This window comes from Streptomyces acidicola, from assembly GCF_009377235.1.
Taxonomy (GTDB): domain Bacteria; phylum Actinomycetota; class Actinomycetes; order Streptomycetales; family Streptomycetaceae; genus Streptomyces; species Streptomyces acidicola.
The window spans coordinates 1-14,393 of record NZ_VMNX01000120.1 but is presented as its reverse complement, the minus strand read 5'-3'; the positions used below and the strand labels follow the sequence as shown (position 1 = coordinate 14,393).

The following is a 14,393-nucleotide window of genomic DNA, read 5'->3' as shown; positions in this document are numbered from 1 at the left end:
CCTCCGGAGTGTCGGTGGCGGTCCGTACGCTCGGCGGCATGGAGGTGGACGAACTGCACGAGGACCCGCCCGACCGGGGGAGCGGCGGCGAGGCTTGGCAGCGGCTGAGCGCGTACGCCTACCTCAGCGCACCCGAGCGCCTGGAGTACGTCGCGGTGATGCGGGTGTTCTGCGGCACCCTGCTCGCGGACCTGGCCGTACCCGACGTGCTCGCCAAGCTGGCCCGGGCCGGCGACCCGGGCGGTGCGGGTTACCCGGGCGGTGCGGGCGACGTGGGAAACCCGGGTAACCCCGGGGCGGCGCTCGACGCGGAGACGCTCACCGCACGGCTCGAGAAGCTCGTGCACTGGGGCAATCTGCTGCGCAGCACGCACACCGTCAGGGCGACCAGCATCGCCGAGTACCAGCGTTCGCGGTCCCGTTACCAGCTGTCCAAGCTGGGGGAGCGAGTCCAGCGCGACGCGGACGAGGTGCTGGCCGGAGCGGACGCCGCTCGCGAGGTCAGCAGCGAGCTGCTCACGCTGGTCGACCGGGGGCTGCGCGACATCGCCGCCATGGTGGGCGCGCCGGGCGGCGCGGACCCGCAGCAGGCGCTGGAGAAGATCAGCACGCTGTTCGTGCAGTTCGCCGAATTCGCCGAATCGGTACGGGACTTCTACGCCTACCTGGGGCAGGTGCTCGCCCGGTACGACCTCGACGGCGCCGAGTACCAGGGGTTCAAGGAGCTGCTGCTCGACTACGTGGAGGCGATCACGGAGGACGTGTCCTTCCGGGCCCCGCGTATAGCCGCACATCTGAAGGTGATCTGGCCTCACCTGCCCGCGCTGCTGGGCCGGATCGACGTACACGCGGCAGGACTTGGCGCTCTCGGCACGCTCGGAGCGCTGTCCGAGGCGCTGCCCGGGACACGTGTGCAGCGCAGCCGGGGGCGGGACCTGGCGGACTGGGAGGGGTTGCGCGACTGGTTCGCCGACACCGACGGGCACGGCAGCCAGGTGGACCAGCTCCGGGACGCGACCCTGCGCGCCCTGCAGTCGCTGCTCGCCAACGCCAAACGGATGCTGCGCTCGGCGTCGGGGGAGATGTCCCGCCGTAAGGACCTGCTCCGGCTCGCGGCCTGGTTCGACGCCGCGGAGCCCGAGGAGGCCCACGACATCGCCGTGGCCGCCTTCGGGCTGTACGGGGCACGGCACTTGGGGGTGGCGCCGGATCCCGACCAGTCCGTGCCGGCGTATGTGAGCTGGTGGACGGGACCCGTCGTGGACGTACCGGTGGCGTTGCGCGAGCGGGGCAGCCGGGCGCCGCGCGGGCGGGCGGCGGCGGCGGAGGACCATGGCGAGCAGAAGCGCCGCCTCATGGAACAGGCACGCGAGCAGGCCGCCGCCCGCCAGGCCGCGGCCGCCGAACTGCGCAGCGCCTCCGGACGGTTCGACCAGGTCAGGCTGGGTTCCGCGGCCATGCGACTGCTGCTGGAACTCCTCACCACGGCCCTCGGCAACGCCCAGCTGCGCACGGATACGGGTGGTCCGGGTGGCGCGGACGGCTTCCTGCTCGACGGCGCACAGGCGAGCGACGCGGACCTGGGTATCCGGCTGACGGCATGGCGCACTCCGGGCAGGCACACGGTCCTGCGTTCCGCGGACGGCGACCTGACGGCGGACGACCTCACTCTGGTCGTCGAGAGCGCCGCACTGCCCGCTGCCGAAGGGGCTCCGGCTGCCGACGACGTTCCCGCAGTCGACGACGTTCCCGCAGCCCAGGAGGCGAGCGCCTGATGGTCCTGCCCTCCACGCACGACGTGGCCCTCGCCGCCGAACGCCGCACCGCCGCCCGTCTGTTGCTGGCCCACCCCCTGGTCACCAGCGACGGCCCGTACAGCGACACCTTCCCGCTGATCCGGCGCCACGCCGACTGGCTCGCCCAGCGCTTCCAGCAGGTGTTCGGCTACCGGCTCCTCGTCGAGGCGTCGTACGCCCGCCTGTTCAAGGCGGGCCTCGGCCCCGGCTCGGGTCACCGCCTGGAGCGGCCGTCGACCGGGACGCCGTTCACTCCACGGACGTACGCCTACCTGACCCTCGCTCTCTCGGTCCTCGTCACCGCCCCGGAACAGATCCTGCTCTCCCAGCTCGTCGCCGACCTGAGGGCCGCGGCCGTGGACGCCGGGATCGAGATCAGCGACACCGGACGTCAGGCGGAGCGCCGCACCCTCGCCGCCGCGCTGCGGCAGCTCGTCGACTGGGGTGTCCTGGCGGAGACCGAGGGCCACGTCTCGGCCGTCGCCGAGGAGCGGGGCGGCGAGGCGCTGCTGTCCGTGGACCGCGACATCGCCCGCGCGGTCGTCGCCGGTCCGCTGGCCCAGAGCCGCGACGGCGCGGATCTCGTACGCCGCGCCGCCGACCCCGGCTTCGGCGGGCCGCGTACGTACGTCCGCAGGCGCCTCGTCGAGACCCCCGTCGTCCACCTCGACGACCTCACCGGCGCCGAGCGCGAATGGCTGCGGACCCGGCAGCGCCGCGAGTCCCAGGCCTTCTCCGAACTGCTGGGCCTGGAGGCCGAGATCCGCGCCGAGGGCATCGCCCTGGTCGACCCGGACGGTGACCTCACCGATCTGCACCTGCCCGGCACCGGCACCGTCGCGCAGGCGGCGCTGCTGTTGGCGGGACGGCTGGTCGACCGGCTGCGTCCGGAGGACGCGGGCCACCCCGCGGCCGGCGGGCGGCTCGTCATCGGCGTACCCGTCCCGGACGGGCTGCTGCCGGAACTGCTGGACGAGCTGATCGAGGAGTACGGCCGGCGCGGCAACTGGCGGCGCGGCCTTCTGGAGGACCGGGAGGGACTGCTCGCCGCCGTCCTGGACTTCCTGGTCCGCATGCGGCTGGTGGCGCCCGCCGGCCCGGTGCGCGCCGACGGGCACGGCCTGCCCGAGGGGTACGAGGACGCCGCGCCCGACGGCCGGTCCGTCACGGACGTCTCGGGCGCCCGAGGGCAGGACCGCACGGACCGCACGGGCGGTGCCGGAGGCTGGGTGCTGCTCGCCGGGGCGGCCCGGTTCGCCACCACGGTGGCCGTCACGTCCCGTACCGAACTGTCCGCCGTGGACAACGCCGAAGCGTCCGCAGCGGACGACGCCGATCCGTCCGCAGCGGACCACACCGAACCCTCCACAGCGGACACCGCCGACCACGTCACCCAGGAGCCGCCCCGGTGAACCGCCCCCCGTCCCCGCACCGTTACCGCCTGCACCGCGCCGGTATCCGGAACGTCTGGCAGTACGACGAGCAGGAGTTCTCCTTCGGCGACGGACGTCTGCTGCTGCGCGGCAAGAACGGTGCGGGCAAGTCCAAGGCCCTGGAGATGCTGCTGCCGTACCTCCTCGACGGGGACGCCCGCGCCCTGGACGCCACCGGCACCGGCAGGACCACGCTCCTGTGGCTGATGCTCGACGGCTTCGAGCAGACCAACCGGCTGGGTTACCTGTGGGTGGAGTTCGCGCGCACGGACGAGTCGGGGGACGAGCACCACCTCACCCTCGGCGCGGCCATCCGCGCCTCCCAGTCGACCAGGACGGCCAAGCCGGTCTTCTTCGTCACCGCGCTGCGGGTGGGCGAGGACCTGCACCTGGCCCCCGCCGGGCAGCCGCTCCCCGTCGACCAGCTCAAGTCGCTCGTCGGCGCGGAGAACGTCACCGACCGTGCCGTGGAGCACCGGGCCCGGGTCGCCCGCCATCTGTTCGGCCTGACCGACCCGGCGCGCTACCGCAACCTGCTCCACCTGCTGCACCGCCTGCGCCGCCCCACCATCGGCGACCGCATCGACTCCGGCGGACTGGTCTCCGTCCTCGCGGAGACGCTGCCGGCGTTGGACGACGAGATCGTGGACAACGTGGCCCGCAACCTCGACGACCTCGACGCCGTACGGACCGACCTCGGGCGCCTGGAGCGGACAGACGAGGCGCTCGGGACCTTCCTCACCGGATACCGCGGCTACCTGCACGGCGCGCTGCGCCGCCGGACCGACCAGGTGAGCGGCGAACTGGAACGGCTGGCGGAGCACCGACGAGCGGCGGGCGAGGCGGCGAAGAGAGCGGCGGAGCTCCTCAGGGGCGAGGAGGAACTCGCCGCTCGTCTGGAGGTCCTTAAGGCCGAGTCGGAAGCAGCGGAGACGGACCTCGCTGCCCTGCACGACAGTGCCGCATACCGCGGCCTGCGGGAACTGGCCGAGAAGCGCGCCACCGTGACCGCCCTGCACAGCGCCGCGGCGACCGCCTTCAAAGCCCTGCGCCAGGCCCACAGCAGCCAGGAGGAGGCCGGACGGCGTCTCACCGACGAAGCCGAACGACTCGGCGACGACCTGGCCGAACTCCGTACGGCCCACGGCGAGTTGCTGCGGGAGGCGGAGCGGTCGGGGCTCGACCCCGCGCACGTGGGAGAGCCCGCGGAGGTCCCCTTCACCTCGGTGACGGCCGCGGCGGCGGCCGAACTGACCGCCCCGGAAGGCGACTTCCACCTCGTCCGTCACAGCGAGGTGCTGACCGTCGACACGGACGTCTGCACCGGGGCCCTGCACGCCTGGGACGCCCAACTGGACGCCGCCGGACCGGTGATCAGGAACCGCACCCGAGCCGTGACCGAACTGGCCGCGCTCATGGACACGTCACGCCAGGCCCAGCGCGAGGCCCAGGAGGCCGACGCCGCCCGTGAGCGCCTGGAGGAGCAGACGGACGAGGCGCGCTCGCGGGCCGGACGCCGCCGGGACGAAACGGCACGCGAGGGCGAGGCCTACGCGGAAGTCGTCCGCATCTGGACGGAGCGACTGCGCAGCCTCACCGGAGTGCCCCTCGACGCCGTACACGCCCTGACCGCCCACGACCCGGCGGAGGGCCCGCTGCCCTCCCACGTCCCCGACGAGGTGGCCGAGGCCGCCCGTCAGGCCGTCGACCCGTGGCTCGCGGAACTGGGCGGACAGCGCGACGCACGCGCCGTGGAGATCCACGAACTGTCCGCCGAGCAGGACCGGTTGGAGCGCGAACGGAACGACTGGGAACGCCGCAGCGACCCCTCGCCCGCGCCCCCGCCCCACCGTTCGGCGCCCCGTACGGCCGGTACCGGCGCACCCCTGTACCGTCTCGTGGACTTCGCCGAGGGCGTGCGGCCGACGGACCGGGTGGGCCTGGAAGCCGCACTCGAAGCGAGCGGCCTGCTGGACGCCTGGGTGTGCGCCGACGGCACCGTCCTGGACGCGTCCGCGAGGGACACCCTCCTCGCCCCCGGCGCACCGCCTGCCGGAGACGCGCTCGCAGGGCACACGCCTGCCGGTCACACGCTTGCCGAGGTGCTGCGCCCGGTCGCGGCACCGGACAGCGGGGTGACGGCCGAGCAGGTCGAGAGCGTCCTGCGGGCGGTGGCCCTGGTGACGGAGGACGCTGTTGGTACCTCGGGGGTCATTGGTACCTCGGAGGTGACGGACACGACGACGGACTCGGCGATCGGCACCGACGGCTACTGGAAGCTGGGCGTCGCCCGCGGCCGTCACACCAAGCAGACCGCCGAGTACGTCGGCGCGGAAGTACGCGCCGGGACACGACGCCGGGCTCTCGCCGAACTCGAACGGCAACTCACGGACGTGCGGGAGAAGCTGGCCGAGCAGGAGACGAGGCTGCGGATGCTGACGGAGCACCGCACCCAGGTGGCCGACGTCCTGAGCCACCCGCCCGCGGCACGCGGCCTGACCGACGCATGGGCCCGCGCGGACGAAGCCGAACGCACGGCACAGGCGCTGGCAGGCAAGGCCTCCACGGCCGCCCGCGAGGCGGAGCGGGCGCGCGCCCGCGCGGTCGCCGCCCGGCGTGAGGCCGAGGCGACCGCGAGCGCGAACGACCTCCCGGCCGACCCGGCCGCACTCGACTCCGTACGCATCGCCCTGGACCGCCTCGGCACGGGCGCAGAACGCCTCCGGCGACGGCTACGCGCGGTCACTTTCTCCGCCGACGCCCATCGTCAGGGGCGCGAAGGCTACGAGCGCGCCCTGGCGTCCCGCCGGGAAGCGGAGTCCGACTACGCCGAGCCGCTCGCCCGCCTGGACGCCGCCCGCCGCACGGTCCGTGGCCTGGAGGAGGCCCTGGGAGCGTCGGAACAGGAGATCCTCGCCCGCGAGGCCGAGGCGAAACGCCGCCTGGAGGCGGTGCGGCGCCAACTTCCCGGCATCCAGCGGGACGTGAGCGCCGCACACGACGAACGCGTGCGCGCGGAGGAGGACGAGAGGGTACGGCGCGAGGCGCTGGCGACGCAGGAGGACGCGGCGGTCGCGAGCGGCAGGCGCCTGCGTGCGGCGCTGTCGTTGCCGGGCGTGACGAGGGGCGCCGGCCTCGACGTACCGACGGAGGGTGAGGCGGGAGAGGCCGTCAGAGCGGCGGGAGAGACGGGAGAGACGGGAGAGACTGGGGAGGCACGTGAGGCAGCACGCGAGGCAGCACGCGAGGCGAAAGAGGCCTCGCTGCGGAGGCTGGTGGAGGCAGTACGGAGCCGCCTCGACGCGGCGCGACGCGACATCTCGGACACCACCCTCCTCAACCGTCACACGGACCTGCGCGACCAGCTCTCCGGCGGCTACGACGCCACGCTCGAAGAACACGACGGCATCAAGGTCTGCCGCCTCGTCGACGACCACGGCCCGCACGACATCGCCGTGGTGGGCGAACGCATCGCCGCCCAGGCGGCAGAGGCCCGCGAACGGCTGACGGAACGCGAGCGCGAGGTGTTCCAGCGATTCCTGACAGGGGAGCTGGGCGACCATCTGTCCTCCCAGGTCCTGGCCGCAGGCGCACTGGTGGCCGCGCTGAACGCCACCCTGTCCACGGTCCGTACGTCACACGGCCTGGGCGTCACGCTCGACTGGAAGCTGGCCGACGGCGTGGAGGCGGACGTCCAGGCGGCCGTCGACCTCCTGCGCAGCCCCTCGGGCCTGCGCACCCGCGAGCAGTCCGAGCGGCTCCGTGACGTACTCCAGCGTCGTATCGAGGAGGCCCGCCGCGCCGACCCGGGCGCGGGATACGCGGCCCACCTGCGCACAGCCCTCGACTACCGCGACTGGTTCACCTTCACCCCTTGGGTCGTGAACGACGCCGCCCCGGGCAGCCGCCGCAAACTCTCCGGCCGCACCGGCCTCAGCCAGGGCGAGCAACGCGTCCTGTCGTACCTGGTCCTCTTCGCCGCCGCGGCCGCCCACTTCACGAGCCTCGCGGAAGCGGCCCCGCACGCACCCCGGCTGATCCTGCTGGACGACGCCTTCGCCAAGGTCGACGAGCCCACCCACGCCCGTCTCGGCCGCATCCTGGTCGATCTGGACCTGGACTTCGTCCTCACCAGCGAGCGCCTGATCGGCAACTGGCCCGACGTACCGTCCCTGCACATCTACGAGTGCCTGCGCGACCCGCACGTACGGGGCGTGGCGACCCTCCACTACACATGGAACGGACGACAGAGGCGCCTGATGTCGGTATGACGGAACAGGAACCACAGGAACCACAACCACAGGAACCACAGGAACCAGCTGCCGAGAGTCTGGCGTTCCTCAACCGCCCGGGTCTCACCCGCCTCTGGGCGGTCGTACGAGCACGCCTGGAACGCAACGGCCTGGAGCCGACCGGCACGGTAAGGCTCCAGAGCCTGGACGCGCGGGAGCGCGAGGCGCTGTCCCTCCTCCTCGGGAAACCGCTCACCACCCCCGCCGTGACGATCCGTCTGCCGGACCTGGACGCCCGCCTGCGCGCCAGCGCGGTCGGCCGCGGCCTGACCGCGACGCTGGCGGAACTGGGCCCTCCCCTGACCGACCGCCGTGCCGCCCGCGACGCGGCGGCGGCCGAACGCACCCGCCTGTGGACCACGGCGGAGACGACGATGGCCGCCACTCCCCTCAACGACCACCCCTGGGTCGGCCGATGGCTGGAGGAGCTACGGCGGAGCGGCACACTCACCCGCCGGCCGTCCACCACCGCGCACACCACCGTCACTCAGGCCATCCAGACCCTCGCGATCCTCTTCCCTGGCGTGAGACCCGAACCCACACCCGCCACCTGGGGCCGAGGCGAACTCGCCACACGCACCACGGGCTCGGCCCACGGCCTGGACGACGGCACCCTCCTGGCCCGCCTGGTCCTGCGCGGCATAGCGCTGGCCCAGGGCGTCGAGTTCCCGACCGACGCTCCGGGCCGCCGTGCCCTGTGGCGCCGGGCCTCGGTCACGCCGGACGAGGTCTCCAGCACGGTCCTGACCTACGGCCTGCGCCCCACGGGCGGCACCTGGCAGGAGACAGCCCTGCGCGAGCGCGCCGACCACCACCTGGAGACGCACCTGACCCTGCGCGAACTACGCACCCTGCACTTGGAGTTGCCCCCAGGCACCCGCATCCACGTCTGCGAGAACCCGCGAGTCGTCGAAGCCGCCGCGGAGGCCGCCCGCACCGCACCCTTGATCTGCACCTCGGGCAGCGCGACGACGGTCGCCCTCACCCTCCTCGACACGCTGGCCGCGACCGACTGCGCCTTCGTCTACCACGGCGACTTCGACTGGCCCGGCATCGCTCTGGCCAACCGCGTCATGGGGCGCTACGGAGCGCAGCCGTGGCGCATGACGGCGGGCGACTACGAGTACCTCGCGACCCGCGCGGAACTACAGGGCACACCACCGCTTCCGCTCAGCGGCACACCGGTCGAGGCGACGTGGGACGCGGAACTGGCCCCGGCCATGACGTCCCTGGGCATCGCCCTGCACGAGGAGGCGGCGCTGGACCTCCTCCTGGACGACCTCGGGTAATTGGACGAGGAACCCCTACTTCCCGGTGACGGACTCCAACAGCCCCGGAAGATCCGCGAACGAGTCCAGCACATGGTCCGGTTCCGCGCTCGCGGCCCGGTGGGTCTCCGGCTGGTACTTGCCCGTCCTGACGAGGACGCCGGTGATGCCCGTGCGCTGGGCCGCCAGCACGTCGGACTCGATGTCGTCGCCGATCATCAGCGCCTGGCCGGCCTCGGCGCCGAGGTGGGACAGGGCGGCTTCGAAGAACGCGGGGGCGGGCTTGCCCGTGATCTCCGCCTCTGTGCGGGCGGCCTTCTCCAGGCCCGTCAGGAAGGCGCCCGTGTCCAGTTGCAGGCCCTGGTCAGTGCGCCAGTAGAGGTTGTGGTGCATGGCCACGAGCTTCGCGCCCCGCTGGAGGTGACCGAAGGCGCGGTTCAGTGCGGCGTAGTCGAACTCGGGGCCCGCGCCGCCCACCACGACCACGTTCGGCACGGTCTCGGTGTCGTCGGCGTCGACGAGGTCCACATCCGTGAGGTCCTCACGGATGTCACCGCTGTTCAGGAGGGAGCACCGCGCGCCGGGGAAGTGCTCCGCCAGGTACGCGGCCGTCGCCGCCGGTGCCGTGAGAATGTCCTCCGCCGCCACCGGGAAGCCCGCCCCGGCCAGGGTGTCGGCGATGGACGCACGGGTGCGCGACGTGGTGTTGGTGAGCAGGATGACTTTCAGGCCACGGGACCGCAGGTGTCGCAGCGCCTCCACCGCACCCGGCAGCGGCTTCCACGAGACCGTGAGGACGCCGTCGATGTCGATCAGGACCGCGTGGACCGAACGGACCGAACGGACCGAACGGGCTGGACCAGCCGAGCGTGCCGACTCCTTCTCCATGCGCGGACGATAACCGCTTGCCTACGTCTGCCGGAGTACCTCGCGTGCCGCGGCGGCGAAGGATATGACGGACTGCCAGAACGGATCGCGACAGGCCTCGAACCGGTCGGCCGCGGAAGGATCGCCCTCGATCATGGCTTCCAGCGCGCGGTACGGCGGGGTCGTCGCGTGGCGAAGGGTGTCGGCCGCGTAGGCGACCGTCTCCGGGCCCTCAAGGGACACGATCCACACGCAGTGCCGGAGCTTGCCGTACTCGTCCCGTTGGCGCTCGCGCAGCTCCACCAGGCGGGCCCGGTCCGCCTCGGTGCCGTCGGTATGCGCGTGGGTCACCTTCCAGTACAGGTCGCCCATGCGCTGCGCCTGCTCGATGAGGTTCGCGTATGCCGTGCGCCGTGCCTCCCGCCGCCGCTCCTCGCGCTGGGCCGTCGTCACGGTGTCGGCCTGGATACGGGCCGCGCGCGTGGTGCCCCAGCTCGTGACCCAGCTGGCGAGCACGGCGGTGCCGGCGGTGAGGGAGGCGATCCAGAGGGCGTTGTCGGACATGGCGATCATCATCATGCATCGCGCATCGTTCACCACCCCGAGGGATCGCTCGCCGCCCCGAGGGATCGCTCACCGCCCCTCGGGAGAGCCCAGCGAACGTTCCGTGACGGCCGCCAAGTGGGCCGTGAACACCTCGCGGGCCTCGGGAGTGAGCGTACGCAGGGCCACCAGAGCCGTGATGATCACGTCGCAGAGCTCCGCCCGCACATCGTCCCAGGTGTGGGTCGTTCCTTTGCGAGGGTTCTGGCCGGTCGCGCCGATGACCGCCTGGGCGACCTCGCCGACCTCCTCCGAGAGCTTCAGCATCCGTAGCAGCAGGGCCTCTTGGCCGTCGTGACGGCGGTTCTCGTCCAGCCAGGTCTGGAGGAGGGCGATGGACTCCCAGAGGTCGGGCTCGCGGGTGTCCGGTTCGAGAGGATTACTCATGGGCGCAGACTGCCACGGGTCACGCACGGCCGGCAGACGCGCCCCCCCAGCCGCTCCTCACTCCTCGAACAGCGGTTCCTGCTCGCTCTCGCCCTCGCTGTCCTTCTCCTTGCGTACCCGCCTGTTCCGTGTCCCCACGACCAGCGCCGCCATCGCCGCCGTGGTGGCCAGCGCCGTCGGGACCATCCAGTCGCGGTCGAAGACGTGCCCGAACACGTGGTCAAGGGAGAGCCGGCCCGGTCCCGCGATCGCGAGCCCGGCGGCGACCAGGCCGAGGGTCGCCGGGTACTCGTAGCCGCCCTGCTGGCTGAAGAACCCGTTGGGCTTGAGCACCGCGGCGGCGCCCGTCATCCCGCCGGCGGCGGCCGCGCCGGCCGCGGGCGTCGCGAGGCCCAGCGCGAGCAGCGTGCCGCCGCCCGCCTCGGCGAGCCCCGCTGCCGTCGCGCTCGCCCTGCCCGGCGTGTACCCGACGGACTCCATGAACGCGCCCGTGCCTCCGATGCCGCCACCGCCGAACCAGCCGAAGAGCTTCTGCGCGCCGTGCGCGGCGAGCACGCCGCCCGTGCCCAGCCGGAGCAGCAGCAGTCCCAGGTCGCGTCGGTCGAAAGTGGTCACGTTGTGCATGGCGTGCCTGTTGTGCGTGGTGTGCGCTTTGGTCATCTTGGTCACCTGTTCTCCGGCGTCCCCTCCCGCGTCTCGTCTCCACCGTCGCACCGATGACCCTCCCCGGCCGTTCCGCGCGGCCGATCGGGTGTCGCCACGCCTACAGGCCTCCCGTACGGACCTCCCGGGTGGTGGGACCCCGGCTCCGCTGTGAGGCTGGCGGGCATGACGATTCAGGTAGCCAGGCTCAAGGACCCCACGGTCCGTGCCTTCGTCAGCGCCGTGAACGCGCATGACCGCGACGCCTTCCAGGCGCTCCTCGCCCCGGGCGCGACCATGTCCGACGACGGCTCCGACCGGGACCTCGACGACTGGACGGAACAGGAGATCTTCTCCACCCACGGCCACATGGACGTCGACAACGAGTCCAGGGGTGGCCTCGCCCTCATCGCCCGCTACAGCAACGACACCTGGGGCGAGATGCGCACGAGGTGGAGCTTCACCGTGGGCGACGACGGCAGGATCACCCGCTTCGAGACGGGTCAGGCCTGAACTCGCCGTCCGGAATCGAGCCTTGCGTTCGAGTGCACATCAACTCCTACCGTCCTCAGGCATGGAGAGCATCGAGCACAAGGCGACACGCACCCTCGGACGCAGCGGCATCCAGGTCAGCGCCCTCGGCTTCGGCTGCTGGGCCATCGGCGGGGAGTGGTGGTCCCCCGACGGGCAGCCCCTGGGCTGGGGCAAGGTCGACGACGAGGAGTCCGTAAGGGCGATCCGGCGCGCCCTCGACCTGGGCGTCACCTTCTTCGACACCGCCGACGCCTACGGAACAGGGCACAGCGAGAGGCTGCTCGGCAGGGCTCTCGGCAAGCGCCGGGACGACGTCGTCATCGCCACCAAGTGGGGCAACGTCTTCGACGAGGGCACCCGGACCCGCGTTGGACAGGACGATTCGCCGGCCCACGCTCGCCGGGCGCTGACCGCCTCCCTCGAACGCCTCGGCACCGACCACATCGACCTCTACCAGCTCCACATCAGCGACTGCGACCCCGAGCGCGCCGCTCAACTGCGGGACCTGTGCGAGGAGTTCGTCCGCGAGGGACTCGTCCGTGCGTACGCCTGGAGCACCGACGACCCGGAGCGGGCGGCCGTGTTCGCCGAGGGCCCGCACTGCACGGCCGTGCAGCACGCGATGAACCTGATGCAGGACGCTCCCGAACTCGTCGCGCTCTGTGAGGAGTTGAACCTAGCCAGCATCAACCGCAGCCCGCTCGCCATGGGGCTGCTGACGGGCAAGCACACCGCGGGCACACCGCTGGAGGCCGGGGACATCCGCAGTGCGCCGCCCGCCTGGCTGCCCGGGTTCACCGAGGGCACGGGCGCCGACGCGGACTGGCTGCGGCGCGTCGAGTCGCTGCGGGACATCCTCACCAGCGAGGGCCGTACGCTCACGCAGGGCGCGCTCGCCTGGCTGTGGGCCCGCAGCCCCCTCACCGTCCCGATCCCCGGCTTCCGCTCGGTCGCCCAGGCCGAGGAGAACGCGGGCGCCCTCGCGAAAGGGCCGCTGACCGCCGAGCAGATGGCGGAGGTGGAGCAGGCGCTCGGCCGCTGAGCGACCCGGTCGACAGCGCGAATGTCGACAGCAAGAGTGTGAGGTCCTGCTCACTCCACAGCCCTCCGAGCAGGGCCACACGCTACATCCCGGGCGCCCTTGTCGGGGCTGGCCGTTGGTCCGTTGGCCCGTCGGCCGACGTCACCTGCCTTTTCTTTTCCGTGCCCCGGTCATGGCCGTCCCTTTACCTCACCTTTGTCGGTGGCCGTAGATCGCCTTGTACGGTTCCCCGAATGCGCGCATCCTCAACGCATCCCCCGAGTACCACCGGCCCGCGTACCGCTCAGGTGTCCCGCCGTGCTGCCCTCGGCCTCGGCCTCGCCGCGGCCCTGCCCCTGGTGGCGGCCGCGCCCGCCTCGGCCGCCACCGCGACCGGAACAGCGGGAACAGCCGGAACGGCCGGAACAGTCGTCGGCGGAGAACGGCTGGCCCGTGACGGCGTCCAGGTGAGCGGTGCCTCCAGGCCGCCCGCCGTCACGGCCCGTGCCTGGCTGGTGGCCGACGGGAAGACCGGCGAGGTGCTCGCCTCCTATCGTGCGCACCGGCGGCTGGCGCCCGCCTCCACGCTGAAGATGCTCTTCGCGGACACCGTGCTGACCAGGTTCGAGCGGACCGCGAAGCACAAGGTGACCGCCGCCGACCTCGCCGACATCCCGGCGGGCTCCAGCCTCGTCGGCATCCAGGCCGGCATCACGTACACCGTCGAGCAGTTGTGGCAGGGCGTGTTCCTCCGCTCGGGCAACGACGCGGTGCACGTGCTGAGCCATATGAACGGCGGTGTCGCGAGGACGGTCGCCCAGATGCAGGACAGGGCCAAGGACCTCCAGGCCCTGGACACACACGTGGTCAGCCCGGACGGCTTCGACCACCCGGGGCAGCTCTCCTCGGCGTACGACCTGACGCTGTTCGCCCGCCACGGGCTGCGGAACGCCGACTTCCGTTCGTACTGCTCCACGAAGACGGCCGACTTCCCGGCGGGCGGCGGGAAGACCTTCCAGATCCAGAACACCGATCGCCTGCTGACGGGCGCATGGGGGATGCCCGTGTACGACGGCGTGATCGGCGTCAAGAACGGTTACACCAGCGACGCGGGCAACACCTTCACCGGCGCCGCCACCCGCGACGGCCGCACCCTCCTCGTCACCGTCCTGAATCCCCGGCTCGCCGGGAACGGCGTGTACGAGGAGGCGGCCGCGTTGCTCGACTGGGGGTTCCGGGCGGCCGGGCGCGCCGAGCCCGTCGGCACGCTGGTCGTGCCGGTCAGCGAGGGCGGGGCGCCGGATGGGTCCACGAACGCGCCCGCACGGAAGGCGGGCAAGGCTGCGGCGGCCGGCGCCGCGGCCGGTCCCTCGCCGTGGAGGCTGGCGGAGGGGGCAGCGGGAACGGCCGCCCTGCTGGGCGCCGGGGTGTACGCACTGCGCAACCGCAGGCGCGGGGAAGCGAGCCGGGCGAGCGGCGGCCGACACCGGCGCTGAACCGCGGCCCGGCCGCCTCCGCCCCCGTCTACCGCCTCCGCCCCCGTCTGCGGC

General features: G+C 72.6%; 11 protein-coding genes. 7 read left to right on the top strand and 4 right to left on the bottom strand.

All coding sequences use genetic code 11. From position 1 onward, the window contains the following. The first annotated feature begins 14 nt into the window (after positions 1-14). The 4 genes from FPZ41_RS27220 to FPZ41_RS27205 are packed head-to-tail and all read left to right on the top strand — an operon-like array spanning position 15 to position 8,810. Positions 15-1,775 carry a TIGR02677 family protein gene (locus tag FPZ41_RS27220; RefSeq protein ID WP_322620793.1) on the top strand — a complete coding sequence of 587 codons (1,761 nt, stop codon included), beginning with the start codon at positions 15-17 and terminating at the stop codon, positions 1,773-1,775. Next, positions 1,775-3,208 carry a TIGR02678 family protein gene (locus FPZ41_RS27215; protein WP_228023007.1) on the top strand — a complete coding sequence of 478 codons (1,434 nt, stop codon included), beginning with the start codon at positions 1,775-1,777 and terminating at the stop codon, positions 3,206-3,208. Before FPZ41_RS27220 ends, FPZ41_RS27215 begins: the two co-directional genes overlap by 1 nt. Beyond that, positions 3,205-7,500: a TIGR02680 family protein gene (locus FPZ41_RS27210; protein ID WP_322620792.1), complete on the top strand. Its 4,296-nt coding sequence runs from the start codon at positions 3,205-3,207 to the stop codon at positions 7,498-7,500. Before FPZ41_RS27215 ends, FPZ41_RS27210 begins: the two co-directional genes overlap by 4 nt. After that, positions 7,497-8,810: a TIGR02679 family protein gene (locus FPZ41_RS27205; protein ID WP_152866302.1), complete on the top strand. Its 1,314-nt coding sequence runs from the start codon at positions 7,497-7,499 to the stop codon at positions 8,808-8,810. The genes FPZ41_RS27210 and FPZ41_RS27205 overlap by 4 nt, the downstream gene beginning before the upstream one ends. A gap of 15 nt (positions 8,811-8,825) precedes the next feature. On the opposite strand, the gene FPZ41_RS27200 is transcribed toward FPZ41_RS27205, so the two are convergent. From FPZ41_RS27200 to FPZ41_RS27185, 4 genes are all read right to left on the bottom strand, one after another. Continuing rightward, positions 8,826-9,677 (bottom strand): TIGR01458 family HAD-type hydrolase, encoded by an 852-nt coding sequence (locus FPZ41_RS27200; RefSeq protein ID WP_152866301.1) that lies wholly within the window; start codon positions 9,675-9,677, stop codon positions 8,826-8,828. A gap of 21 nt (positions 9,678-9,698) precedes the next feature. Continuing rightward, a complete protein-coding gene (locus tag FPZ41_RS27195; RefSeq protein WP_152866300.1) occupies positions 9,699-10,220 on the bottom strand; it encodes a hypothetical protein in 522 nt (173 codons plus the stop codon). A 69-nt stretch (positions 10,221-10,289) separates the two neighbouring features. Continuing rightward, positions 10,290-10,646: a MazG-like family protein gene (locus FPZ41_RS27190; protein WP_152866299.1), complete on the bottom strand. Its 357-nt coding sequence runs from the start codon at positions 10,644-10,646 to the stop codon at positions 10,290-10,292. 57 nt (positions 10,647-10,703) lie between these two features. Continuing rightward, complete coding sequence (locus tag FPZ41_RS27185) at positions 10,704-11,261, bottom strand: DoxX family protein (RefSeq protein WP_322620795.1); 558 nt, start codon at positions 11,259-11,261, stop codon at positions 10,704-10,706. 213 nt (positions 11,262-11,474) lie between these two features. Here FPZ41_RS27185 and FPZ41_RS27180 point away from each other — a divergent pair, with 213 nt between their 5' ends. The 3 genes from FPZ41_RS27180 (at position 11,475) to FPZ41_RS27170 (ending at position 14,339) form a co-directional block, all read left to right on the top strand. Next, the gene (locus FPZ41_RS27180; RefSeq protein WP_152866298.1) at positions 11,475-11,801 is read left to right on the top strand and encodes a nuclear transport factor 2 family protein; all 327 of its coding nucleotides are present in this window, start codon (positions 11,475-11,477) and stop codon (positions 11,799-11,801) included. A 61-nt stretch (positions 11,802-11,862) separates the two neighbouring features. Continuing rightward, a complete protein-coding gene (locus FPZ41_RS27175; RefSeq protein ID WP_152866297.1) occupies positions 11,863-12,864 on the top strand; it encodes an aldo/keto reductase in 1,002 nt (333 codons plus the stop codon). Between the two features lie 233 nt (positions 12,865-13,097). Continuing rightward, positions 13,098-14,339 carry a D-alanyl-D-alanine carboxypeptidase family protein gene (locus FPZ41_RS27170; protein ID WP_152866296.1) on the top strand — a complete coding sequence of 414 codons (1,242 nt, stop codon included), beginning with the start codon at positions 13,098-13,100 and terminating at the stop codon, positions 14,337-14,339. Positions 14,340-14,393: the final 54 nt, after the last annotated feature.

Excerpts from the sequence above, each read along its gene's own strand:
- FPZ41_RS27215 (WP_228023007.1), top strand. The coding sequence starts at position 1,775 with ATGGTCCTGCCCTCCACGCACGACGTGGCCCTCGCCGCCGAACGCCGC.
- FPZ41_RS27205 (WP_152866302.1), top strand. The coding sequence starts at position 7,497 with ATGACGGAACAGGAACCACAGGAACCACAACCACAGGAACCACAGGAA.
- FPZ41_RS27200 (WP_152866301.1), bottom strand. The coding sequence starts at position 9,677 with ATGGAGAAGGAGTCGGCACGCTCGGCTGGTCCAGCCCGTTCGGTCCGT.
- FPZ41_RS27195 (WP_152866300.1), bottom strand. The coding sequence starts at position 10,220 with ATGTCCGACAACGCCCTCTGGATCGCCTCCCTCACCGCCGGCACCGCC.
- FPZ41_RS27190 (WP_152866299.1), bottom strand. The coding sequence starts at position 10,646 with ATGAGTAATCCTCTCGAACCGGACACCCGCGAGCCCGACCTCTGGGAG.
- FPZ41_RS27180 (WP_152866298.1), top strand. The coding sequence starts at position 11,475 with ATGACGATTCAGGTAGCCAGGCTCAAGGACCCCACGGTCCGTGCCTTC.
- FPZ41_RS27175 (WP_152866297.1), top strand. The coding sequence starts at position 11,863 with ATGGAGAGCATCGAGCACAAGGCGACACGCACCCTCGGACGCAGCGGC.
- FPZ41_RS27170 (WP_152866296.1), top strand. The coding sequence starts at position 13,098 with ATGCGCGCATCCTCAACGCATCCCCCGAGTACCACCGGCCCGCGTACC.